At 52.6% G+C, this 25,268-nt stretch carries 18 protein-coding genes; 5 read left to right on the top strand and 13 right to left on the bottom strand.

What is annotated here, in order from left to right; translation table 11 throughout:
- Positions 1-207: 207 nt before the first annotated feature.
- Both VE954_RS06160 and VE954_RS06155 read left to right on the top strand, forming a co-directional pair.
- A complete protein-coding gene (locus VE954_RS06160) occupies positions 208-1,116 on the top strand; it encodes a fibrinogen-like YCDxxxxGGGW domain-containing protein (RefSeq protein WP_324950731.1) in 909 nt (302 codons plus the stop codon).
- Between the two features lie 678 nt (positions 1,117-1,794).
- Positions 1,795-2,532, top strand: coding sequence for an energy transducer TonB (locus VE954_RS06155; RefSeq protein WP_324950729.1), 738 nt, complete (start codon positions 1,795-1,797; stop codon positions 2,530-2,532).
- Between the two features lie 14 nt (positions 2,533-2,546).
- Here the strand turns inward: VE954_RS06155 and VE954_RS06150 are convergent, their stop codons facing one another.
- A complete protein-coding gene (locus tag VE954_RS06150; RefSeq protein WP_324950726.1) occupies positions 2,547-4,130 on the bottom strand; it encodes a bifunctional GNAT family N-acetyltransferase/carbon-nitrogen hydrolase family protein in 1,584 nt (527 codons plus the stop codon).
- 159 nt (positions 4,131-4,289) lie between these two features.
- Between VE954_RS06150 and VE954_RS06145 the strand changes: the two genes are divergently transcribed.
- Complete coding sequence (locus tag VE954_RS06145) at positions 4,290-5,177, top strand: ion transporter (RefSeq protein WP_324950724.1); 888 nt, start codon at positions 4,290-4,292, stop codon at positions 5,175-5,177.
- On the opposite strand, the gene VE954_RS06140 is transcribed toward VE954_RS06145, so the two are convergent.
- The 9 genes from VE954_RS06140 to VE954_RS06100 form a co-directional block, all read right to left on the bottom strand.
- Positions 5,174-6,448 carry a lysine N(6)-hydroxylase/L-ornithine N(5)-oxygenase family protein gene (locus tag VE954_RS06140; RefSeq protein ID WP_324950722.1) on the bottom strand — a complete coding sequence of 425 codons (1,275 nt, stop codon included), beginning with the start codon at positions 6,446-6,448 and terminating at the stop codon, positions 5,174-5,176. The genes VE954_RS06145 and VE954_RS06140 overlap by 4 nt on opposite strands.
- A complete protein-coding gene (locus VE954_RS06135) occupies positions 6,429-8,222 on the bottom strand; it encodes an IucA/IucC family protein (RefSeq protein WP_324950721.1) in 1,794 nt (597 codons plus the stop codon). Before VE954_RS06135 ends, VE954_RS06140 begins: the two co-directional genes overlap by 20 nt.
- Positions 8,222-9,229, bottom strand: coding sequence for a GNAT family N-acetyltransferase (locus tag VE954_RS06130; protein WP_324950720.1), 1,008 nt, complete (start codon positions 9,227-9,229; stop codon positions 8,222-8,224). The genes VE954_RS06135 and VE954_RS06130 overlap by 1 nt, the downstream gene beginning before the upstream one ends.
- A gap of 12 nt (positions 9,230-9,241) precedes the next feature.
- Positions 9,242-11,014: an IucA/IucC family protein gene (locus VE954_RS06125; protein WP_324950719.1), complete on the bottom strand. Its 1,773-nt coding sequence runs from the start codon at positions 11,012-11,014 to the stop codon at positions 9,242-9,244.
- Positions 11,011-12,210 (bottom strand): MFS transporter, encoded by a 1,200-nt coding sequence (locus tag VE954_RS06120; protein ID WP_324950718.1) that lies wholly within the window; start codon positions 12,208-12,210, stop codon positions 11,011-11,013. The genes VE954_RS06125 and VE954_RS06120 overlap by 4 nt, the downstream gene beginning before the upstream one ends.
- 14 nt (positions 12,211-12,224) lie before the next feature.
- Positions 12,225-13,535: a PepSY-associated TM helix domain-containing protein gene (locus VE954_RS06115; protein WP_324950717.1), complete on the bottom strand. Its 1,311-nt coding sequence runs from the start codon at positions 13,533-13,535 to the stop codon at positions 12,225-12,227.
- A 95-nt stretch (positions 13,536-13,630) separates the two neighbouring features.
- On the bottom strand, positions 13,631-14,143 hold the full coding sequence (locus tag VE954_RS06110; RefSeq protein WP_324950715.1) for a hypothetical protein: 513 nt from the start codon (positions 14,141-14,143) through the stop codon (positions 13,631-13,633).
- Between the two features lie 85 nt (positions 14,144-14,228).
- Positions 14,229-16,379: a TonB-dependent receptor gene (locus tag VE954_RS06105; protein ID WP_324950714.1), complete on the bottom strand. Its 2,151-nt coding sequence runs from the start codon at positions 16,377-16,379 to the stop codon at positions 14,229-14,231.
- A 95-nt stretch (positions 16,380-16,474) separates the two neighbouring features.
- Positions 16,475-17,026, bottom strand: coding sequence for an HmuY family protein (locus VE954_RS06100; RefSeq protein WP_324950713.1), 552 nt, complete (start codon positions 17,024-17,026; stop codon positions 16,475-16,477).
- A 257-nt stretch (positions 17,027-17,283) separates the two neighbouring features.
- Between VE954_RS06100 and VE954_RS06095 the strand changes: the two genes are divergently transcribed.
- Together VE954_RS06095 and VE954_RS06090 are read left to right on the top strand one after the other, a co-directional pair.
- Positions 17,284-17,838: a hypothetical protein gene (locus tag VE954_RS06095; RefSeq protein WP_324950712.1), complete on the top strand. Its 555-nt coding sequence runs from the start codon at positions 17,284-17,286 to the stop codon at positions 17,836-17,838.
- Positions 17,839-18,342: 504 nt separating this feature from the next.
- The gene (locus VE954_RS06090; RefSeq protein WP_324950711.1) at positions 18,343-20,037 is read left to right on the top strand and encodes a hypothetical protein; all 1,695 of its coding nucleotides are present in this window, start codon (positions 18,343-18,345) and stop codon (positions 20,035-20,037) included.
- Positions 20,038-20,092: 55 nt separating this feature from the next.
- Here the strand turns inward: VE954_RS06090 and VE954_RS06085 are convergent, their stop codons facing one another.
- The 3 genes from VE954_RS06085 to VE954_RS06075 form a co-directional block, all read right to left on the bottom strand.
- On the bottom strand, positions 20,093-20,578 hold the full coding sequence (locus tag VE954_RS06085; protein ID WP_324950709.1) for a hypothetical protein: 486 nt from the start codon (positions 20,576-20,578) through the stop codon (positions 20,093-20,095).
- 178 nt (positions 20,579-20,756) lie between these two features.
- The gene (locus tag VE954_RS06080; RefSeq protein ID WP_324950708.1) at positions 20,757-21,536 is read right to left on the bottom strand and encodes a hypothetical protein; all 780 of its coding nucleotides are present in this window, start codon (positions 21,534-21,536) and stop codon (positions 20,757-20,759) included.
- Positions 21,537-21,793: 257 nt separating this feature from the next.
- Complete coding sequence (locus VE954_RS06075) at positions 21,794-25,165, bottom strand: hypothetical protein (protein ID WP_324950707.1); 3,372 nt, start codon at positions 25,163-25,165, stop codon at positions 21,794-21,796.
- Positions 25,166-25,268 lie beyond the last annotated feature (103 nt).

Genomic DNA, 25,268 nt, shown 5'->3' with positions numbered 1-25,268 from the left:
CAGGATAATAACAAAACATCCGATCAGTATTTTGTGTATAACATGTGAGAAGAACCCTACATCCCAAAGTCAAGGCTGGTCAGGTCCCGCAAGGGGTCTGACCATCTCTTTTTAAGTAATTAAAATCACTCAATTATTTCCAAAAAACAAGTCAAGTTTTGCCACACCCCAGCCGATAAAATAAAAAACCAATCCGAGGTTCAAACGGTGAAAAAGCATCAAGTGGCATTGGCGTTGAACGCTATTCTAGCCTTAACATTCAGCGCCTGTCGTAATGGAAACAGCGTGCCTGAGTTGCAAGGGCGTGAAGCGGTTGCCGTCGCTCCCGAGAATGCTGAAGGTGAAAATCTTCCACCAGTCGAAGTCTATGACAGCGTCCTGGTTCCCAATGCGGAGCCGGAAGTTGTGGCGACGCCAACACCAACGCCAACGCCGATTCCGCCGGCAGCTTTTTTTCCGGATAGTTGTGCGGCCATAAAAAAGGCCAAGCCCGATGCCTTAAGTGGCCCTTATAAAATCTTTTTGGATGCTGCACTCGAAACCCGTAAGGCTATCGATGTATCCTGCGATATGCAAACGGATGGCGGCGGATGGACTTTGATGCTGAGCTACAATCATCGCGCCGGCACCACGCCTCCTGTTACTGTTCTCACACAGTCTTTGCCTTTATTAGGCAGTGACATTCTAGGCGACGACGAGTCCGCCAAGCCTCTTTTCTGGGGCCATGCTGGGAATGCTTTATTCGCTAAATTTGCCGGCGCCAGGGAACTTCGCTTTTTCTGTCGCTCGTCGCAAAACACGCGCGTCGTTCATTTTAAAACCGCTGAAGCTGCCTGCGTAGGCGCTGCAAAAACAGGTCAAGGGAATTGCCTGGGCATTCGATCCAGCTTTACGGCCCTGACGGGACATACCGGAACTATCCCAGGCGCGATCGATCGCGCGGACACCAACCAGCTGAATTCAGTTCTGACATTCAATACGTTCGGCCGCATTGTGGATGCTGTCCCGGATGTCATGTGGAGCATAGCGGCCGATGCCGGACTGAATGTTTGGGAATGCGACTACGGTAGCGACAACGCCGCCTTTAGCACCATACATCGGGTATGGTTTCGGTGATGCCATGCATCCCTTGGCGAGGCTGATGCCGCCAGGGGATGATGAGAAAGCTAGGTAAGTTTCTGAAGCAAAAAAACCGCTGTTGCTACGGCCAAACACTCCGATTCTTTCGTTTTGACGCGATGTTGGAAGAGGACTGCTTTTTGCAGAAGCCTGGATCGCCCAGTTGCGCTGGAGGAGGCACGCGGACGTGAACAATTGCTGTAAAGAATGGGCCGCCAGGGTAATCCCACGACAGGCATGTCCTTCGAATCGCAACGGTTTCGAGGAAACCCATACCTGTCCAACATGTCATGAGAGTTATGAAGTCTGGTTCACCAGTATAGGCCGACCGCATACTCAACACGCCCAAACAGTACCACTTACAATTAAACCGTCTCAAGATATCGTGGATCCAGCAGCCTACATGCAGCACGACGAAAACACTTCAAATCCGCCCAGACGGCCCTTCAGTTCCAACCTTGACACAGGTTCTTCTGTGCCAATGTAATCCTTGAAAATCCCACACTATGTCTGAATAGCGCAAATGCGGTCGTACCAAGGCTCGAGCTTTGGAGAACGAAATTCCCTGGACCACCACCATAATCACTCGTAAGCCAGACCTGATTTCCCTAAGGTAAGCCGACCTGAGCGTGAATGACGCGAAGGACCGCAACTTGAGTTCAAGGGAGTTTTGGAATGCGATGGTTTCACCTGATGACAGTCTTATGCGTCTTTGCCATGTCGACAGCCTGTGCGACACCACCTCGCAATCTGTTTAGGTTAGGCGAGACAGACCTTTCCATCAAAACTTCCGCGTACCCGGAATTCACCGCCGACGACTGGTCATCCATCACTGCCACCAGTTGCATCACCCATCTCTATCGATGCAACTTTGATGAAAGTGGTCAGGTTACGCAGTTTGAGCCTATGGATCTTTCGGCGCCAAACTTCAAAGCGCTTTCCGACGAAGCCATACGCAGCTGGAAATTCATGAGTGGAAAAAGCGGCCAGTGCTTTGTTGATTTTATCTATTCAGCAGATGGAGGCACGCGGATCGTCATCGTTCCCGAGTCAATGGCCAAAGAAATTGCTGCCAGACGTGCTCGTCTCCGAACGGTGGACGATCCTGCAAAACCCAAGGTCAAATCCATTGCAACCGTTCTACCGCGTTATCCTTTTGAGGCACTTAAGAAAGGGCAATCCGGTGTGGTGACTGTACGCTTCGATGTCAGCCCGGAAGGTCGTCCTGAGAATACTCGCATTGAACGCTCGGAACCTGAGAATGTTTTCGACAGAGCGACGCTGCAAGCTCACAAGCGATGGCGTTATCCGACCCTCGAACAGGAACCCAATAAGGTGAGAAAAGGCCTCACGGCCTCAGTCTATTTCAAACCGACCGGCACATTCGGTTATGAATGCGAACTGGGCTACTGACCCGAGCTGAACAATCAATCGCAACGGATGACCTCAATCGGAACCTTGGATTGGGTCTCGAACAGATCCACCCGCAGGTCAAACAGCGGCCTGACGGTTCCAATATCCCGCTGCAGCAGAAGATTCGAAATATCCAGTTCAGCAATAGCCACCGTTTCAGTATTGGCGTCCGCTTCCGCCTCGACCGAGTTGGTCGGAAACGCAAAATCGCTCGGCGTTATGATGGCTGACTGGGCGTAGTTAATCATCAAACTATCGGCCTGCGCGAGATTGCCGACGTTGCCGGCGATGACCACATAGACACAATTTTCAACGGCGCGCGCGTGAGCACAGAATCGTATGCGGCTGTAGGCTTTGCGTTCGTCCGTGGCAAAGGGAACAAAGAGAACTTCCGCACCGTATTTAACCAACAGGCGGCTGACTTCAGGAAACTCAATATCATACGACACCAGGATCGCAATACGAGCCATGGGCGTATCAAACACTCGAATGGCTTCGCCAGGATTGAAGGCATAGGTGCTGCGTTCGGAACGGGAAATATGCAGTTTATCCTGTTCATACGCTCGTCCCGTTGGGGTGAAGAGGAAAGCGGTGTTAAAAACTTTGCCGTTGCGGAGTACCGGATGCGTACCCGCAATGATATAGAGGCCCCGACTCTGCGCGAGTTCTTGAAACAGATCCTTATAACGCTGAATCAGCGTGGCCAGTTCTTTGAGATTGTTTTGGATCGACGCCTGGCTGTCAAGCAAGCCCAGAAGTTGCAAGGTGAAGAGCTCGGGAAACAGCAGGAAGTGGCAGTGGTACGAGGCCGCTGTGTTAACGAAATAAACGACGTTGCGTTTGAATTCGTCCCAGCTGGAAATGTTCTTGAGTTCACATTGCGCGGTGCAAACGCGGATACGCCTGACAGGACGTTTGATAGGGGTGGATGCAATCCGACGCTTGGTATCTGAAAACTCCGGATTGATTTTTTCCAGCCAGGTTGTGTAGTTCATGCTGGAACGATCGACCAGTTGATCGAACAGAATCGCTTTCACCACGTATCCTGCTTTATAATGGGCGATCAGCGCCGGATCCAGAATACGTCGCTCTTTGACCTCGGCGACATACTGCTCAGGAGTGAACTGGCCCACATACTTGTGATAGTTCGGCAACCGACCATGGGCGACCATCCGCCGCAGGTTATAGCGCTTCATGATACGCATGCGCTGGCTGTAAAGCATGCCGGCAATGCCCGATCCGCGATAGTCGGGATGCACCGCTATGTCAGCGCCATAGAGCGTATCCCCGCTGGGGTCGTGCGTACTGAAGGTGCTGTCACCCGTAATTTCCGAATAGGTATAGTAAGGCTGGCTGTCATCCAACTGCACAATGATGGCGCAAGCGTACCCGACCACCATGCCGTTGCTTTCGGCCAACACCTGGCCCTCGGGAAATTTTTTAAACTCCAGCTCAAAAAGTCGGCGGTCATGGGCCGAATCCGTTGGGAAGTCGCTCTGATAAACCGACTTTTGACACTGGACGAGGCCGGCGATGTCATCTTCCCGCCAGCGTCGAATGATGATTTTACTTTTTTTGATCGAAGGTTTGATCGTCACACGAATTCTCTTGAAAAAAAGGAACGGGTCCAACCATAGCCCTGTCGCATGTTTGCACAGGCCAATCAAATCCGCCAGAAACTTTTCATGACAGGATGCGTGTTGGACAAAAATCTGGTAAGAGTTTAAGAGGGATACTCTACAAGTCCAGGGATTCGTATGAAATCAGACGAACCGCCAGCTTTGCCAGACACGTCTGACGTTCCCGCCTCACGTGCGTCATGGCGCAAGCAGATCTATATCGTCATTTTTGGCTCTGATACGCCTGCTGGAAAATTATTTGACATTGTCCTGCTTTGGTTAATTATCCTGAGCATCCTCTGTGTGAGCCTGGAGAGCGTCTCGGGGTTTCAACAGCAGTACGGACAGTGGTTGCGGCTGGCCGAATGGATTTTCACGATCCTTTTTACCACCGAATATATTTTGCGGCTGATTTCCACGCCCAAGCCTGGCCGCTATGCAAAAAGTTTTCTCGGCCTCATTGACCTTTGTTCCATCATCCCCACCTATCTCAGCTTTTATTTCGCCGGATCCCAGGCTCTTCTTGTGATTCGTGCCATACGGCTCTTGCGGGTCTTTCGGATCCTGAAGCTCGTCCAATATACGGGCGAGGCTTCCGTTCTCCTTGCAGCTCTGAAGGCCAGTCGTCACAAGATTCTGGTATTTCTAGGAGGCGTGCTCTCGCTCATTCTGATCGTTGGCGCCCTCATGTATCTCGTCGAGGGTCCGGAGAACGGCTTTACCAATATTCCCGTGAGCGTCTATTGGGCCGTGGTGACCCTGACGACCGTCGGTTACGGGGATATTACGCCGTTGACGCCTCTGGGCAAGTTCATGGCCGCATGTGTCATGCTCATGGGGTATGGAATCCTTGCTGTGCCCACTGGGATTATGTCGGTTGAAATCGGCCGTGCGAGTCGCCAGCCACAGTCTCCCAGGGCCTGCCCACGCTGCGCGGAACGCCATCATATGCATAACAGTCAATACTGCTTTCGCTGCGGGGAACGGCTCACCATCGATCCACCTCATGAGGCTCATCATGTTTAAGAAAAAAACTGGAGAAATCCCTGAGCTTCATTGTTCAGTGGAAACCTATCACAACCCAGGACATCGTTCAGAATGCAGGCCGAACGCCAGGCCATCAAACTGGTCTGCGGCTCGGCAATGCCATGCCCGTGTCGACTGAAGTTAACGGCGTAAAGGCGATTTGAGGCCGGGCCGTCCCAGTCCATTTGAAAGTTTTCTCCAACCAAAGGCCGCCCCAGATGATCCATACCCAGGGAAGGAAGCAGAGGTTCCATAAAGCCAGGCAAGCGGCTCTGAAAGCCAGTGCAGAGGATGACAATGTCGCAGGCCAGGGGAGACGTCTCACCCCGCACAGTATGGCAAAGACGGGCCTGAAAAATATCGCCGTGCTGCTGCAAGTCATGCAGTTCACGGTTGGTTTGAATGATGACCTCAGGGCCTCGACGCTCGACATGCCCATGCCGATAGAGTTCACGGTGCAGCTCCAAGAGGTAAGCCGGCGTGATACCGTCGCTGCTCAGCTTCTGCGAACGAACGATGTGATCCTTCTCTTCGATCGGGAGCTTATGAAAGTTCTTCACATAGTGCGGCATGAAATATTCATTGGTGAACGCCGACTCATCCAAGGGTTCCAGGTTGGGTCGACGTGAAATCCAGTGAATGCGGTCAGGCTGCTTCCAGCGTCCCCGCAGCATGTTCAGAAAGATCTCAGCCCCGGTTTGCCCGCCCCCAACGATAAGCACGCGCTTGCCGGTCACATCGAGTTCAGCAAGATGAGCAGACTTGGGATGAAAACAGCGCGGGCCTAAATATTTTTCTGCCACTTTGGGAATATGGACCTGCAATCCTGTTCCCAGGCAAACATGCTTCGCCTGGACCGTCCTGTCATCCAGCCGAATCTGAAAGCTCTGGTCCTTGAAATCAATTTCACGGATGGGGCTTTGAAAATTCAGCGAAGACAGCCCACGGCTCACCCAGCGGCAATAGTCTTCAAACTCCTGCCGGAGAATGACCGAACGTCCTGTATTCAGAAAGGCATAAAATCTCCGGTTCTCGACCAGGTAATTGAGAAAGCTATAGGGACTCGTGGGAGCCACGGCGCTGACCAGATCCTTGACCCAGGTCGTCTGCATGGTCGCGTCGGGCAGCATGAGTTCGGGATGCCACTGGAATTCAGGTTTAGCGTCAAAAAAGGCCTTTTTTAATCCACCCAGACTTTCCGCAAGGGAGGCCAGACTTAAATTAAAGGGGCCGATTCCCAGACCCACCAAATCATAAGGTTGGGCTGACATGATTTCCTCCCAGTTTTCGTCGTGACAAGGGATTGATAAGTTCGGTACCCAGGGCAGGCACGGGACGTTCGGCGTGATCCGCATAACCGATTTTAAAACGAACCTTATTGATCAGAACACGGATCATGGTGGGTTCCAGCAAGGACCGCTGCCGTATACGCTCGGCCAGTTCCGGCTGACTTTTTCCATAAGCCTCCAAAGCTTCGGTGAGGATCTGGTAAAAAGATTCTTCCGAGTAGCGCATCGTTTCGTATAACGTGGCTGACAGAAAACGCAGCACGGTAATGAAATGCCCCGTTTGCAGATCGTGGATCAAATAGTGCGCTGGAAGTCGCGTGAGTTTGGCCCTTATGGTCGGGGCCAAAGTCTCAAGTTCAGGCCAATCTTCATCAATGATCCGCAGATCACCCTGCAGATCTTTTAAATACATGCCCACAGGTCGGCCTTGATCCAGACGCAGGACGGTATTCTGCCCATGCGCGACCATGCCAATTCCATACTTGCACTGCAAATGATAAAGAGGGATCACCACCACCTGAAAATATGCTCTCAGCCAGGCTTCCAGGTTTAACCCACTGCGTTCCAACCAGTGCACCAGGAGGGCCTCGCCCTGCGCATCCTTTTGAAAGAGCGCTGCTGTGATCACAGCCTGCTCGCCCCTCTGCAGGCGGGCCTGCGAACTCTCCCGCCAGACAACGCCGAGATACTCATGATAGCGATAAGGGGCTTCCTTCACCTGGATATAATGTTCGTGTTGCCGATGCATGCTGGCCACGTCCTGGAGGACGCGGGCGCCTGATCTTTGCAGCAGCGGATCACGTTCACAAATCTGCGCCAGCCAAAGCGAAAGCTGAGGTGCAACGGCAACATAACGCGCTGGCAGTCCGCGCACACACGATGTGTTGAGAATGGAGATTGACAATTTGATCTGGAGACATTCGGGACGGTCCACGTTGCTCATCGTTCGGAGCGAAGTTTGTGGCCGATAGCGGTCTCCGAAGAGGCCAAGAGGCACGATGCTCCTGAACGCTATGGCTCCTGCAAACTGCTGCTCGATCACCTGCTCCCATTGCCAGGGATGAACCGGCATATACTCATAACGCTCGGGACTGACATCCAAAGCGAGAATCGTCTGCTGGAAACGGACGCGTTCATCCGCCTGCATGCTGTCATCGAGCAACTGCTCCGAGGTCCATGCGGGATGCTTCGATTGTTCGACCGTCTCACGGCTGACGGCAATCCAAAACAGCTGAAAGGAAGGCATGGATTCCGGAGCAAAGCGATCCAGATCAGGACTCCCCCACCCCATGCGGCCTTTGTTCAACAGAGCTTTGGGATGTCCATCCAGCAGGCCCTGCAGGGTATCACCGTCCATTTCGATCATCGACGCTGAACTGTGGTTCCGCTGCAGGGACAGAAGTTTCATATCGGCAAACAGGGTCCGATGCATTTCCTCCATGAAATTTCCAAGAATGATATCATCCATGGCCGTTTCCGCTTGAGCATCCAGAAAAAATTGGCCTGCGGACGTGACCTCGTCCCATGCCATGGAGCCCAACGGCTGTCGTCGCAAAGACACGGCTTCGATGCGCAGAAAGTCCCAAATCGTAACCCAAGCTGTAAAGCGGTACCGCACACCCGAACTTAAGGCTAGAGAATAGCCGTCCTCTTCAAGGGCAGGTTTCAGGAGTTGTTCAAATGACATTTCCGCGATCGCTTTGGCCACGAGACGCTGATTGACCAGGATCCAGTCATGAGCTTGCCGAGCGTTCATCAAAGACTCCCCCCTCGAAAAAAATCTTCACGGCGATTTTGCAGGAGAGCAGCCCGTTTATGCGGGAAATCGAATTCCCGAAGATTGACCCAGCCGGGCAGGCTTTCCACATAACGCAGGAGCTTTGCGTTATCCGATCGGGGTTCCCCCATGACGCGACGAGTGCGTGCATCATCCAGAAAAATAAAGTGCACCATCGATTGAATCAATTCCGGAGTGGCTCGTCCGCCTAACACCGAAACATCACCGATGAGGAAATGAAAGCCACGGTCGAAGGGGTCATGGTCATAGTAAGGTCCGAGCCGATCTTCTGGAGTCCAGTAGACTTCGAAATAGCCCACAGGATGACCATCCAGCAAAGCCATGATCGGGCGCTGATGGGGATCCTGTTCCATTTTGCTCAAATAATCATCCAGCTGCTCCTTCGGGTGAGCCATTTCCCAAAACATGGCGACCCGGGGTTGATGATGCCATTCGTGGAAGATATCCAGATGCTGCTGGCGATCCAGCAGTTCAAAGCTGAGCGTTTGGCCCATGGTGGGGACATACCGGCGATAAAGGACACCGTGTTCAACAAAATCCCGCTGCGGATGAGCGCGTTCGTGGGTCATGATCCAGCGTTCCGGTGCAAAGGTTTCCTGCTGCCTGCGATGCCAAAGAACAGGAAGCTGAAAAAAAACCTCGCGGTCCAGCATCAACCGCCCTTCGCGATTCTGAAAGAAGCGATGGCTGAAGGCGTCATGGAAAGGCGCTTGCAGGTCGGTGCAGTCGAGGGACTGAAGACACGGTTCATGCCCAAAAACAAACTCCATGACATGCAAATGAATACGCTCCCTTTCCGGGCCCTGATGATCGCGGACCAATCGTAAACGCCCATTTTCAACGGCAAATTCCATAGTGAAGCGTGGTCCGGGTCCCGCAAAAATCTGCGAACCCTCAGACCTCACGGAAACAGCCAAAGGGGACTCCGGTGCCTGGTAAGTGATAGGAGCACGAACCTCATTCATATTGCGATCCTTTCAGGCCTGCATCTCATGCAGGGGGTTGCGTATAGGGGTATAGATGGACATTGGGTTGTGACTGGTATTCTCATTGATACTCTGCACCGAACAGCGGAAATTTCCTTTGTGCATCAGAGTCCTTTCCTGCAAAAGGTCCTGCAGGAGTTCATTGTCAAAAGGCTGGCGGTCTATAAGCTCCTGGACCAGAACGCGAAGCTCGCGTAGGAGCTCCGTTTCCTCAATGACTTCGGAATCAGCAATCGCTGCGATCACATTGAAGGTCGAATTGATCACCAGATAGTAGGTGAAAAGATAGACGGCCATATCATGGGACACGATATTGCCGTTTTCCAGATCCAGGGACTGAACCTGATCACGGAGCCGCTCAAAGGCCCACTCGGCGTAACCCGTACCCTGGCAATCGCGGAAGAAGAGCTGATCGGGAAGGTGATTCTTGAGTGTCAGGAGCAAATTCTGCTGATGAGCTCCCAGCAGGATACCAAAGTTCGACTGAGCCACCATAAGCGGCTCCAAGGCGACTCTGCAGAAGGTCTTAAACCATAAGCGGGAGGCGGTAGCCATCGTCAAACCGCGATCCACAGCCAGGCCTTCAATATTCCGAACAATGAGATTGCCTCGACCCAGGGGATCCTCCTGGGTGAGGGTCGCCAACACCAAAGGCTGAGGGTCATCATCCCGGTGAACGGGATTCTCTCGACACACAACGATCGACTCATGCAGCAATTCGCTGCTTTCGCCCACCAGCATGGCGTAAGCCGGCTCACAGATCACATGCAGGGACCGCTGTTCCTGAAGAAGACGCTGGCCGTGCTGACTCTGAAGCACATCATAAACCTGGACCCCGCGCTCCACTTCATGGACCAGCAGGTGGCGAATGGAGTTGGTCAGCTTCAATGTCAGGGAAAACTTGAGCATATAAGGTGCGTGCTGCCGATAAAGCGAGCGCACGGACGAAGTCGGATACCAATCGTCACCGGGGGACGTTAGAAACTGCACCTGGCCTGCAGCGATCGCTTTCTGCAAGGCGGGATGCTGTTTAAGTTTCTCCGCTTGCCAAGGGTGCATCGGCAGAATGCGGAATCCCGCTGGCACATGGAGGCGCAGCGAAGGGTCGCTCGCTACCAATTCCTGGATCCAATCCCTGGAGAAATGTTCGGAGCGTCGCTCATGAAAGTATCGAGGATCCGCGACAACCCAACTGAGGGGGAAGTGCCCCGCCATTTCTGGTGAATAAACGGACTTGTCGTCCGCCGTGAATTCATCGCGACTTTTCGGGGTGGGATGCAGGGAATGACCTACGATCAACAGCTGCTCAGCCTCACGGAAGGTCAGGTCAGCATCAAAAGAATCCACGATATCCTGATGCCGTAGCCGCAGGGACTCCTCAATCATATCGCGGCTGTCCTGCAGTCGTTGCAAGAAAATCTGCCGTTGCTCCGCTTCGTTGATACCTACGATGCCTTCTTCGCCCAGAATAATCGTCGCCATGTGCATAAGATCGAGACTCGCTCTTTGCTGCCTGGAATCTTCTCCATAGCCGGGTAAGCTGTACCGATGTCGGCCCACAACAGAATAGCGCTGCAGAGGGATCCAGATTTTACTGAACTCCGGATGCTTCGATAGAGTAAGACAAATACCCTGCCGGCAACCTGACTGAACCTGGAGCCGTTCCGGTAAATCCATGGCTTGCCAGTCCTGGAACTCACGCAGAAGTGAATTCAAAAAACAGCTTGTGGACAACCATTCCGAAGCGGAAATCTTGGTATTCATCGATGTTCTCTTTCGCAAATTTGAAGATTGGATTCCGAATGGGCTTTTAAGGGCACAATCATCAGACACAGGAGGACGGCTACGAGCAACGCAGACCACAAAGGCGAAATCTGGACAGCCAGAAGGCCAGCTGTCAGAAGACCGCCAACGGTATAACCCAACGTATGAGCTACAGCCAACAGCCCAGCTGCTGCACCCTGGGACATGGCTTCATTGAGACTCAGAGCGGTCGTATAACTCGGCGTGAGCAAAGCCAGGCCGGCAGCCACCAGGGGCAAGGCCCACCAAAGATCTCTGGCGTTGGAAAAGGTGGCCAACACGAGAGTACTGATAACCAGACAGATCGCTCCCATAGGGAACGTTCCCTGCCATGGACTCTTGATTTTGGCCTGGACCAGGACTTGAATGGCAATCGTCAACACACTGGATGCCAACAGGAAGCGTAAGGTCAGCTGGGCAGCTGCATGAGAGTTCAGACTCAAAATTTTTTGCAGATGCAAGGTCAAACTCGACTGCAAGATTCCTACAAGGCATGTCACCCCGAAGGCGATGCCGATCAATAGGCGGCTGTGGGCCGACGAAGGCCAAGACCGGGCTCGCCGTTCCGATGCTGTCTGCGGGCTTCTCGTGCCTGCTGGCGCACGTGTCAGAGCCAGCGCCACGCCCAGTAAAAGTCCCGCGCAAAGCCAGAGAGGAGTGACCGCGGAAAAGAGCAGTCCAAACCAAACCAAAAATGGGCCCAGGAGCCGCCCCACATGCAGTGACATGCTGTGCCGGGTGATCGCTTTCATACGCGTGCCTGTGGTACTGCCTTCGGCCATGATCATCTGGGTAACTGGGACAATCGCAGACGCTGTGAGACCATAAAGAATCCGGCTGCTCCACAGGAGCAACGTCGTCATCCAGGCTTGCATTTCCAACTGGACCAACAGGAGCAACGCAAACTGGGAGGCGATAAGACCGCCGAGCCCCATAGCCAATACTGATTTCGTGCCCCAGGTTAAACTGCGACTGGCCCAGTAAGGACTGCCCCAGAGAAACAGGAGGGACCCCACCGAAAAACTACTGATAAGGGTCGTTAACGGCAGGCGCATGGATTCTGCAAAATAGGGATAGAGAACAAAAGCCATCATCTGGCAGGCGCTAAAAGCAGCGGTGGTGACCAAGGCTATGGGTCGCAAGACTGATGTTTTCACAGATGCCCCCTCTCTTATGAGTCCGACGCGACCGTACGTTTGTGTTTTCGAAACAGCCACACAGGAATGATCAGCGCCGCTCCAAGACAGAGGTTGGCCCAGGCATCCCGTGGTCCTTCCACCAGGAGGGCATAAACAAGGCCCATCCAGCTGAGCCCCATCACAACCAGGGGCCAGGCATAAGGATGCTGGCTGGGTGAGCCTTTGGATGGATGGAAAGCCAATGAACGCTTCTGTTCCTGCTGTTTCCAAAATTTTTGCAGGAAGATGCGCAGCCCTGAGACAGGCAGAACCATCGAGGCCAGACCAAAGATCACCCAGAGTATCTTCATGGGCAGGCCACCGTAATCTCCAAAATGCAGCGGCTCGGCCAGCAAAAGAAGCTGCAGATACCAGGGTTGGATCAGAACACGTTCGAGCTGACCGTCGTAAGCGTTGACAACCACCAGATCGCTCAGTTTTTCGGTGAGAGGAGTCGTCCCATCCATCACAAAGATATAGTGATGGGCTGTGGAAAATTCACTGGTAGGAAAAGCGACAAAGGAAAATTGCCCATTCGGTTTGGCTTTTTCCGCTGCCTGAAGAGCTTGATCCACCGGGACAAAGGACCTGTTCTCCTGAGGACCAGAAAATTCGGCCGTCAGATCCTGGAGAGCGTAACCCTGATAAAATTTGATAATGGGTCCACCCCACCCCAGCATGAATCCGCTCAGGCCCACGACAAGGGACCAACCGAACGTGAGAGCACCGAAATTTTTATGCAGATCCGCCCACCAATGCCGTGGATTCAGGTGGGTACGTAAAGACCCAAAACTCTGCCGCTTCATCAAGGGTCCATAGAGAACGAGGCCAGTGATCAGTATAACAGCATAGATCAAGCCCAGAATCCCAACATAGAGCTTGCCCGGGGTGCCCAGGAACAATTCGCGATGCAGAATCAAAAGAGTCTGAATGAGGCCCGTATCCTGTTGGCTATCCTTATAGAGTTCTCCGTTGCGCCGATCAAAATGCAGCCGCCTGGCCCCACGGAATTTCGGACTTCCATCCGGTCCCAAACGCAGACTCGCCTTATGCGGGTTATGGTGATCGAGGCCGATGGCCAAAACACGATCCTGAGGATACTGAGCCAGACTCTTATCCACAAGGGACTGGAGACTCACCGGTTGACCTGTCAAGGGCACAGGTGTTTGGGTCGGTGCCAGTTCATCACGAAACACAAGGACAATGCCAGTCAGCGCCAGGAGCAGAATATGAACACTCAGGATAAGTCCCAGCCAGCGATGAAGGCGGTGCAGTTTATTAAAGTTTTTACTTTTGAGAAGCATGTGATGAGACCTGCGCTTAGGACTTTCGATGAAGAGGCTGGAAGGATCGGGTCGGAGAGGGAGATGAGATCAACTCATCTCCCAGGTTGAATCCTTTAGATCTTGCCAGCCAGGACAAAGTCGATACCGACTGTCGTGGTGCCTTCCCCACAGACTGCTGCCGCGTTAGGCTCCTCGATCAACACCGTGACGTGATGCGGATGACCCCAGTAGAGGTAGGAGTTGGCTGCCAGATAACCGTCCAGCATGGCTTTGCCTTGGCTACAGCTCGACGCTTCGTCAGCTGCGAATGCCAGAGATTCGACCAGCTTCAAAGTCTTGGCCGCGTTGTCAGCCAGGATAAGTGCCGAGTACCGGCAGGTCACACCATCTTCCACAAACGTGGCTTTCAAAAGTCCGTTATCGAGCGAATAGTCAGTCGTCATGGACTCAAACGTTGCCGCGATATCCTGCAGTGTAGCGGGGCTTTCCACCGTCTTGCTCGTATCCGCGGCGCAGACATAACCGCTCGACTTTGCCAACCAGCGCGCGCCGGGAAGGGCCAGATCTTCTGCGGCCGAGGCTTGGAACGGGGTCAAAGCGATCAAGGCCAGTAAACTGTGTTTCATAATGATTCTCCTGTATTGAGTTTCCACATAATGATAATGATAATCATTATTATTATTTCTTTTACAAGTGCCGTTTTCATTTCCGTTAAAAAACTTGATCATAGCCAACACTCACGCGACGACCGCTAGCCGGTGCACCGGAGCTCGCTCCATAGGTTGCTTCCGCCCACTGATGGAATACGGTTTTGTAGTCATGATTGAAGATATTGTTGAGGCCCAATCTCAAGGTGCCTTGTTCCGTCACCTTCGCAGTCAGAAACAGGTCTTCCGTTGAATATCCCCGAAATCGCTCCACGTTCGATCGCTCGGAGCCCCTTTGGGAAAAAACCTGCGTGGTCTGAGCTCGCAGACTCTGCCGATCACTCAACGACCATGTGCCATGCACCGTGAGTTTGGGTGGATTGACTTCCGCTGTGGAAAGGCGCAACCAGGTTTTGTCGTCCGCGCCTCCACGATAACGGCCCCAGGCCATCACGTAGCTTCCACCCAGAGCCAGCTGTGGCTGCAGCCGCATATCGGCTGCCGTTTCAAAGCCATAGACCTGCTGAATCTGATTCAAGAGGTCGACCGAAAAATCCCGATTGAATCGATAGATCTTGTCAGACTGATTCAAAAAGACATTCACGCTCTGATTGGCAAGACGCGTGCGATGACTGTAGCCCGCGTTGACGGACTGTGTATAAATCGTAGCGACATCGAGATCATCCGTGGTCGTGGTTTTGACTTTTAATTTCAAGGCAGAGGCCACCACGGGCAGAAGGCTCCCCTGCCCGACTGCGTCACGCATCAGACGCGCCGTGTCGGCGAGTTCATAACCCTGCGCGTAGTTGATATAAAGTTGCTGGTTCAGGTCGGGGTTATACGAATACCCCACATTCAAGGCGGACGCATGAAACGATTTGATGCCCCCTTCGTAAGACGCTTTTTCGTAGGTAGCCGGCAGGGACGCTGCGGTTCCTGCCGGCAGCTCACCGGCCTGCTCCTTCTGATTCACGCCCAACCGAATCAGAGTGTAGTTCTGAGCCAGGGCGGTTTCGAGCGGTGGTGTGAAATCCGAAATTGTCTGCCGGATCCATTCGTAGCGAAAGCCAGCATGGAGCTGCGACTCGGCATCAATCGTCCACTTCGTCTGCAGAAAGGGTGAAAGCTTGTCCGTTTTTACATCGGGCCCATAATCATAGGAACCATCCTCGGGTTCATAGACCAGCCCCTTGCTCATAAAATATTGCGTATAGTCATAGCCACGGGCTTTCTGCCGTCCCTTTTCAGTTTCATAATTAGCGCCATAGATCCAACGCCATGCTTCACCGGTGCGACGGTCCCACTGCAGGCGTGCGCCGAGAGCTTCGGATTCCGATGTGGATTGATTGATCATGGTAAAGGGGCTGGTCAGGACAAAAGGGAAGAAACGATATTCTCGGGTTCGACCATAAATGCTGGCCGTAAAATCTTTCTGGTCATAGCGCAAGGCCAGCTGCCGCCTTTCGCTCAAAGGCTGGTCATCGAGCTTGAGCCCATGTTCCGCTCGATAGGGATCAGTTGCGACGGTATAATCCAGATCCTGCTGATCCTGATAGGCACTGAACGATAATTCAAGGCGCTGATGATCGGAAAAATCATAAGCATACTTGAGTAAAGCGTCGATCGCCTGGACCTGGTCCCGGCTGGTTTGGGCCGGTTCAGGTGGAATAAGGTCGCCCTGGGCATCAAAAGTCGAGGCTCGCTTTTCCAGAGAAGCATTCACCAGATAGTGAGAAGCACCGAGCGTCCCGGATACTGTATGTTCCACCTGCCAGGCGCCACCTGCTGCGAATGAGGCCTGATCGGAACCACTCACGTTGACCCGCGAATGATTTTGCAACGGAACCTCAGCGTAATCCCGAGTGATGATATTGATCACCCCACCTATGGCATCCGCACCATACATGGCGGTGGCCCCGGAGATAATTTCGATCCTTTGAATGCTGGAGAGCTGAATCGTATTCAACTGTCGAGATACCTGTCGATTTTCACTTTGTGGAATGCCATCAATCAGGATCAGGACCTTGCGTCCCTGAAGCTGCTGTCCGAAATTGGACACGCTGTTGGTTTCAGGACCCATACCGGGTGCCAGACGAGCCAGCACAAAGCCAAGGCCCTGCCCCGCGTCCGCCACCTGCTCAATATCCTGCCGCGAGATGATGGTCACAGAAGCCGGCAAGGTGCGCACATCTTCAGGGACTCGAGATGCGGTCACGACGACTGTTTCAGCAGCAGAAGCTGTCCACGAAAAAAGTGAAAGGAAGCTGACAAGCCTCCAGCATGTCCTGGGCATATCGTTACCTATACCTTTTATTTGAGTCGTTGAAATTTAAGCGTGTAGAGGCCTTTGTCGTAACTCAAGAGTTTGACTTTGATACACTCGTTATCTCGAGCGATCACAAAGCTGGTATCGAGAGGGACTGGAATAGCTTCCTTTATGTTCCACCAGGTAGTCGTGATGCCTTCATGAATCGATCCTATAGGAGGAACCATGACGTCTTTCACGAAGCGGCTGGCATCACAGCTGGTGAGGGCATCAAAAGTCAAATCCTTCACCTCATAAGCCCCACCCTCAAATGTTCCACTGCTGCCCGTATTCGTTTGCCACATATAGCGGTTCGTGCCGATGACCCAGGGCTGGTCCTTGGTCATGGGAATCAGCGCGCCTTCCTTCAGACCGTGATAGACCCAGACTGACTTTTGCGTGGCGTCCAGAGTCAGATTCTGAACTTCAAATATGCGTTCCTGGGGTGTGGCGATCACAGCCGTAGGGTTATCAACTGTGGAATTTTTTGGGGAATCTTTGCTATCAGCACAGGCCATTGGCACCAGAAAACTGGTGATAAGCAGGGATCGTTTCACATCGTGCTCCTTGTGGGAAAGGGCGTTGGCCCTGGAAGTCCACAAGATTCCATAAATGAAACTCATTATCAATATCAATATTATGCGTTTTAATGACGTAGTTACTGGCCAGCGTAGGCACATATTCAGACGCAAATTGAGAAAAGTGTTCTCCAATTGGATCTTTTAAGAACAGTTTTGCAACATTACCTCTGCTTTTCTCTTCCCCTAACGATATCGACTAAACAATACTGCGGGCTCACCAGAAGGAATCTCTTATGAAAGTTATCGCACTTTTCTTTGGCTTCTTTTCGTTCATGACGGCGGCTCACGCGGAAAACATAACCATTAGGTTTACGGGTGCGCACGCGAAGTGGATGTTTCATTGGATGTCGCAGGTGCCAATCGTGGAAAATAAAGACGCTCGGACCCGTGCGGGTTACAACCTCCGTTGCGAAGAGCGTTATAGAAAATATACGTGTTCGCAGGTGATGGACACACAGGGCACCATCACTTCGTATGATGACGTGGAGTCGCCCATCGAAGGATCGGAACAACGCGAAGTCCTGATTCGCTACGTGGGTTCTTACGCCGCACGCCTGCATGCGGCGATGGCCGATGAACGCGAGTACCCGGACATGAAAGACGGTGTTAACGTATTGGTAAAATACGGTCAGGGCATGACCTGCATGCGCCCTGACGCTACCAGCCAAACCTTCACCTGCGAGCAGATCTTCGGCACCGAGGGATCCATGCGCTCCTCCATGGAGTTCCCTACGACCAGTCCGATCATCGGCTCGGGAACGCATCCTCTGTCTCCCGATTCCAACTAACATTCTGAATATCGCGTTATCGGGTCACCTGGACTTCAGGTGGCCTGAATTCATGGGTGTGGCGCTCCAACGGGCATAGTTGATGCAAAGACTTACTTGTGAAGCTAAGTTAGTCCAGGAAAACCGCAGAAATTTCTCTCCTGATTGAAAACTCGCAAATCTTACCATCATGAATAATCCAGTTGAATCAAGATACTAGATGCCATCTCGTGAATACTCGGGCTCGACTGTGAAGTGTTCAATTCCCGCGCGTGCTGGAACTTCATTAAAATCAGAGGTCTATCCAAACCCCCTCCATTTATCTAATTTTAATGACTCATATCATGGACACGTGTTGCGATCAGCATCTTGAGCGATGCATCCATGAATCTCCCAGTTTAGGTCGTCTCGCCGTGAGGGCCCACCGCTTGCAATTTCATCTCAACAGGACACGTGCAGCAGGCTTGGGATTGAACACGGTCCACATAGGCTAAGCAACGAGGCGAACAACGAAGGAGAGGGTTCATGACACCGCAAAGCAAATGGCTCTATGCCTCAGCCCTGATCATGGTAGTAGGTTGTACTCCTAAGAAAAATCCTAAATTCACGCCGTCGTCCGACACAGCTCAGGAAGTCGTCGTTGCGGCCGAACCAACAGCCGAAACAAAACCTGCGGACAATACAGGCGACGCCACGCCCAAGGTCACGCCACTGGAAGCCAAGACTCCAACGGAAGCCCAGCGTGATGCTAAAACATTCCTGGCGTTGAGTGAAGAAGAACCCATGCATGGCCTTAAGCATGGTGAAGAGCAAATGAAGGTCGTCTGCGGTAAAATCGCCAACATGCCCAACCTGGCGACGAACGCCATCCTGCAAAAATTCTGCGTGCAGAATATGAGGCCGAAAAGCTTGATTGAGCTTCAAACGATTCTGGGTTTGCAGATCGTTGATCCTACGCTCACCACAAGGGGCGATAACGGAACAGGTGGCAACCCAGCGTTTGCGGTTCAAGGCCACTCCAGTTCGTTGGTCGGACGATTTGTTTCGGCGATCAACCCACGCGTCCTGCTCATGAGTGCGTCGGCTGTTGGCAACGTTGATCCCAACTTCGCGATCTTTGGCTTCGTGCGCGGTGAACAGTTCGCGGAAATCATTCTGAACTCACCGACTGGACCCGAATTTTTCCTGGCTGGTTTCAAACAGGCTTGTAACAGCAAACCAGAAGGCTGTAAACCGGGCGAGCTTTTGACCCCAGCCATCGAAACGGGCTGGACCGAATTTTCCCTTTATCATGAAGACGAAATCAAAAATAGTATTGTGGATTGCCGTCAGTGTCATCAGTCCAATGGTCCTGGCACACCTAAACTGCTCCGTATGCAGGAACTGCAGAATCCATGGACGCACTTTTTCCGGGATAATACTGCTGGCATTAACTTGATCAACGACTACTATGCAGCCCATGGCACCGATGAAGTCTATGGCGGCATCCCCGGCCCCATGATTCGCGCCTCGGATCCTGCCAACCTGGAAGATACGGTCCGTGAAAACGGCTCCAACACGCAGCCGAACGAATTTCAAACGAGTACCATTCAGTCTGAAGTGGAAAACTCGTCACCCAACCAGCCCGAAGACAATACCATTCCGGGTCAAAGTGCAACATGGGATGCTCTCTTTGCTCGCGTGCTGACAGGTGAGATGATTCCCGTACCTTATCACGACGTCAAGGTCACAGAGCCGACTCTGCTGCAGAAATTCACCAAGCAGTACCAGGATTTCAAAGCCGGTCTGGTTTCGATGGATAAATTTGAAGATCATCGCAACGTGCTGCGAACCGATCAAAAGCAACTGGGCGACATGGGCTTTGCCGTGGCTCCCGAGATGACTCCTCAGCAAACGCTGACGCTTGCCTGTAGCCAGTGTCACAACTCACGTCTCGATCCCGCTGTATCACGGTCCAAGTTCAATGTGAATCTGGCCTCGATGGCGAACGCCGCCGCAGAAATCGACATTGCCATCTCTCGTATCAAACTGGGTTACAGCCCCGAACGATTGAAAGCGGAAGGTGTGAAGATCGTATCACCCATGGGTCAACCGGTGAGCATGGAAAAAGGCGAGCATCTGCTGACCATGCCCCCACGCCGGTTTAAGCAACTGACCGATACTCAAATTGATGCTCTTGTGAAGTTCCTGGAAGAGCAAAAGAAGCCTGTCCCCAAATAAGTCCTGTGGCCCTCAAGGAAACTTGAGGGCCTTTTTTTCTCAATTCTGCATGAACTCAATCCAACACCATGGGCAACATACAGGCACAATTTGCAGCGATAACAGTATTATGGATATCAGGACTAAGGGGCATGGAAGGCAAGGATGGAGTTTGGTTGGAATTGGCGCAGCCGCTGCCTTGGAAGTTGTACATAGGATAGCCGTGATCAAAACGGTTGTTATTCACGTCATAGCTGATGGTAAAAGCACAGTGGTTTTGACCTTTCAGCGCTATGTTTGCCAGCTCATGACGATGAGCCACGCGGCCACCTTTGCTAATACACATATCGATGCAGCTTCGAACTGAGCAATTGTAATGTGTGCCGCCACACTGCTCGATCTGAAGAGTCAATCCTTCACTTTTAACCTTGTTCCGCATTTGAGTGACTTGTTTTTGCAGAGCTTCGATTTTCGCCTGCTGAATGGCCATAATTCTTTGTTCCGACTCCCCTGCGCGGGCTGAAGCGGCCCAGGTTAAAAGACAGAGGACCAATATTTTCACAATTCTTATTCCTGACATGACGCGTTGACTCCCTGAAGGCTTAAATGATTCCAAACCAGGAACCCTCAACGAACGAATATTGCAGCGTCGCTGGGATTTTCAGGGGCGCGTCGTAACCAGGCTTGCGAAGACCCATACTCGGAAGTCCGTGGGCGGGATTCGAGGAATCCCGGTAATATCAGTGGATTCCAGCCGAGAAAACCCATTTCCCTTTGTTGCAGGTATAGGTATTGCCCTTGTAGGTGGTCACGGTCCCGTGTGCGTAAATTGTCGTTCCATTCGCACCCGTACAACTGCCGGTAGCCACGCGGGGAGTTGGCTCTTCGTGCGCCGGTGCGGCTGTTCCAGTGGTTGCTGGAGTAGCTGCAGACGGGACCCAGAGCCGGTTCACCAGTGTGAAGTGATAGGACGACAGCATGCGTTTGACTTCGCTTTTGTCATAGGACGATAAGCGGCCGCCGTTCATGTAAGCGCCATTTTGTTCGCTATTCATGATGGAAACAGTTCCATTAAAGATGTGACCAAAGCCAAAAATATGTCCGACTTCATGGTTGGACGTCCAATGGCCTGCCCACTTGTCGGGAACATTCACGACATAGACCTTGCCTTGCAGCGGAGAAACCTGTCCATAATAGTCCACGTCATCGTCCACTCGAACGAGTTTAAGGATCCGATCGGCGGTGCAGGTTTTCGATACTTTCACACGAGAATCACGTCCGCCCACCTCAAGCCAGGTGTTGACAGCTTGAACGACGAGGTTCGCAACGCCTTGTTTGACACCAGTGTCACATACGCCGATGGTCGATCCTGGCTTCAGATTATAAGGGCTATCCTCCACCCGCCAACCCCCGCCTTCCAGAAAGACCGACATCTCACTGTCAGCGCTATGCTCCATTGCGCCGCAGGACATGGTGAAAACGGAAACAGAGACGATAGCAGAGGCCATGAACTTATTCATGTTAGCTCCAAGGAAAATAAATTTTTTACAAGCATCCTAGGACATGTGGACGGCCGCAGAGGCGAGGACAACTGTCGCTGAGAACAGTCAGAAAATTTGCATCATGGCGGATACGTCCAACTCTTAGGGGCATGACTGTAAGATTGAGAAGAGTCCCAATGCAAGCGTAAAAACTTTATGAGAGCCTGCGATGACCATTTGATCACTTGAAAAGTGAGAGAGTTGAACGTGGCCGTGCACCGCACGGCGGCCCATTCTTACGGTATCAGACGCAGCAGAGGTCCTTCATAGATCTGCACCAGCAACCCGCCTTCCGATGCCGGCGTCATCCCCGTGATAAACCCTCCGGTGAGCGAAAGCCGTTCATGGACCTCGCGAAGATCGAGTCTGAGTTCCCATGCCTGGTTTGCTGTGAACCGATACACGTGATCGTCGTTGTCGGCAGCCCATAGATGGCCTTCCTTATCTTTTTTGAAGGCTTGTCCGAAGCGCAGACCGGGAGGAAGTGGCATTGCCTTCGAGGGGACATTCTCTCGCGAAATCTGCACCAGTGCGACCGCACCAACACCTGGTTCGATAGCTTCGATCAGTGTGTCCTGCAAACTGATCTCATGAACTACATAGACCTGCCCAGGAGGCAACGAAAGTTCGGAGGGATCCACGGTCACGAATCGCTTGCTGGTGGAATCAAAGCCCCAGATACTTCCCCCATTGATGATGGAAAGGCGGCCGCGATCGATAAAAATCCTGGAGCTGAGGAAGCTCGCATCAGGATCGTTGGATTCCATGGTGAAAGTTTCAAATTTTCCATCAGAGAATCGATACAGAGTGCCATCAACGGCCGAAGTCATGCGGAACCAAACAGCGCCTTGATTATCTTCAGCCAGATTCGAAAAGTAGAGCTGGTTGCCAGGAACGGAATATATAAGTTGGGCACCTTGCTGCGTCCATTCATAAATGGAGCCGGGCGCTCCCAAAAACAAACGGCCTGATGGCGTTGGCATAAGCGTGTTGGGAATGGGAGCCGAAAACTTGGCCTGTACGCGCCAAAGGCCCTGTTCATAACGATAGAGAAAACCCAGTTTCAGCAGCCACAGCTTGCCCGATGCATCCATCTTGATATCATGCTCGTGCCCGATATCGACACCTGTCAAGCCCTCGTCCCAGGGCACAAAAAGGCTATCCCGGAGTCGATAGAGGGTCTGCTTTTGGGTCTTAAGATCGCGCATGATCCACCACAGATGATCCTGGACATCGCGGAATGAAACCTGGGATCCCTTATATTCCATCCCTTCGGAAGGCAGATGCCAGACGATCGGATCCGCACGCCCCATTTCCACAAATGTTTGCTGCGTATCCCGCACAATCCAGGCCTGATTGCCGAGGCCCCCGATAGACTCAGCGGAAGGGTCAAACGCAGGGCGGCTGCCCACGCTTATAAAACCCCAGCGAAAGGTGGTTTCGTCCCACACGTAGGGTCCATAATAAAGACTCTGGTCCGTGCCAAAAGTCAGCATATTGAAGCCAAGAATGCTGTCAGGCAGACCTGCGTTAGCGCCCGTTGGATGCCAATCCCCGGTTCGATCGAAGTAACCCAGGCCATTGTTTTTGTAATAAGGATTTAGAGTCTGGACCCAAATGCGGCCCAAACCATCCATTTGCATCGACTCAACCACATCAATTTCAGGCGTTGGTTTGCGTTGCCATAGGCCGCCTTCATAAAGGTAGAGGAGGCCTTTACACGTAGACCAAATACGTTCGCCATCCACCAGGAGGATATCATTGAGTTCGGCGCATAAGGGTTCGTCGCCATTCTTAGGACGTTCGATGAAAGACCAGCCCGATGGGCGCCAGCGCAGGACATGAGATACTGTGACACAGGCAAAACCCTGCTTCGCTCCTACGAAGCGATCACAGGCCTTGGCGTTGTTCAGATCAGGAACTGGCAGCGCGTCCCACTGATCATTTTCATTCAGTTTATAGATCGTCAGTTTCTCATCCCCATTGTCGCCGCCAGCATAGAGAGTACCTTCTCCATCCTGAAATAAATCCTGGGACCCGAACTTATCGGAAGGTGACGGAAATTCGAATGTTCGCTGCCACTCCGTCGATGCGCGAAGATAAATGTGCGCAGTTTCCCCTGGAGCCTTCGCCAGGAGCCAGGTACGTCCTGTGCGATCGAGCCTAATTCTAACGGGCTCTTCACCCTCAGGTAAACCCGACCTGCCGTTCGACATCGGCTCTGCATACCAAGCCAGTTCATGGATCCAGGCATCGGCCTGCGCTGCAGCAGTTTGTCCAGCACCATCCTCGGCCCTGACCATTAGCTGAAGGCGCGCGCGTCTTTGCAATGGCTGAGTCCAAAGGTCGGTCAGGTCCAATGTTAAATCCGAAGGACAGCTGCGAAATTCTGCCAGATCTTCACCGGCACACGCCCCGTTCATACACCGAACCTTGCCACCGGTCGCGTGAATTTCAGCACTGATCGCAATGTTCACCTTACACTGCAGATTCTTTTGCAGCTGCTCCTCCGTTAACAGAGGGTGCTTCAATTGGATTCGCGCCTGAATATGCGCATAGGGTCGCTTCAAAAGCGGCAAGGGACCTTTCAAATCGGGATGGAGCCAGGCAACCTGGATCTCAGGACCGGATGGACTGATAAGCAGCTGCTCACAATAAGGTGGCGAGCGATTGCCCGCCTTGTCTTCCGCGACCAGACAGTATTCCCAGAGCCCAGGTTGATCTGCGACAATCAACTGCGCAGGTTGATACTGATCGGGCCGATTGCAATGCGAATCAGGCAGTTCTTCAATTTCGTTCGTCAGCTTTTTCCGGCACAGTCCGAGCGTGTCTTCGGCGTTACGGCTGGACCAAGGTAAAATCGTGCCTTGAGCGAGTGTGCGAACCCGAGGTCGAGGCGCGAGAGGGAATCCTGTAAGAACCGGCACCTGGCGTCGAATGCTGACAGTACAGCTGCTGGAAAGAGCAGGTTCCTGCGCACTTAGTTCCTGCCACTGCAGAAACATCTCGTACTGACCTTCCTCCAGAGCTGAGACATCCAAGTGCTGAGGAAATTCAAATTGGGATTCATGAAAAGGCTTTTGCCACACCATGAAGGCTGTCCCACCGGAACTGGGGCGTGCGACCAAGGCCATGCGCACACTGGCAAAATCCCCGCTGCGATTGGACGTAAATGGAAAAAACAACTGATCGCGAGCGTAGGTTGTGCCTTCAAGGCATCGAGCCTGAATCGAAAGGCCAGGCGTCGCGACCAATTTTAACTTTTCATAAGGAACGCTTCGGACCCTCTCATAGGCACGGCGCACCGCCCCCGCGGGAAGACGCGCTCTGACTTCGAGGACACCGGCTTCAGGTGGCAGTCGTACGCAACCGGCCTGGTTTAAACTGAGGGTTTGGCTGGCTCGGACCTCGTCCCGCGGCAACCAATGGGCCTGGACGTTTCCTCCTTCAATGGAAAGCTTAAGACCCTCTGGGTCCTGAATCTGCACCACAGTATGGCCCTCGGCTTGCATCCCACACTGAGAAGCCAGTCCGCTGAATTGGGTTTCAAACTTCTGGCACGAGACAGCGGCGAGGCATAACAGCAAAATCCAGAACTGATGGCTCATACATTCACCCCTGCAGGTCTTGATATGCCTAATCGAATCGCACGTTTCTACTAAGCCGGCCGTCAATTGTCAATTCCAGGGAGCGCAGCAAGACTCAGGATGG

The organism is Oligoflexus sp. (assembly GCF_035638955.1).
Taxonomy (GTDB): Bacteria; Bdellovibrionota_B; Oligoflexia; order Oligoflexales; family Oligoflexaceae; genus Oligoflexus.
The sequence above is the reverse complement of the archived record's forward strand: the minus strand, read 5'-3'. Positions and strand labels throughout refer to the sequence as shown.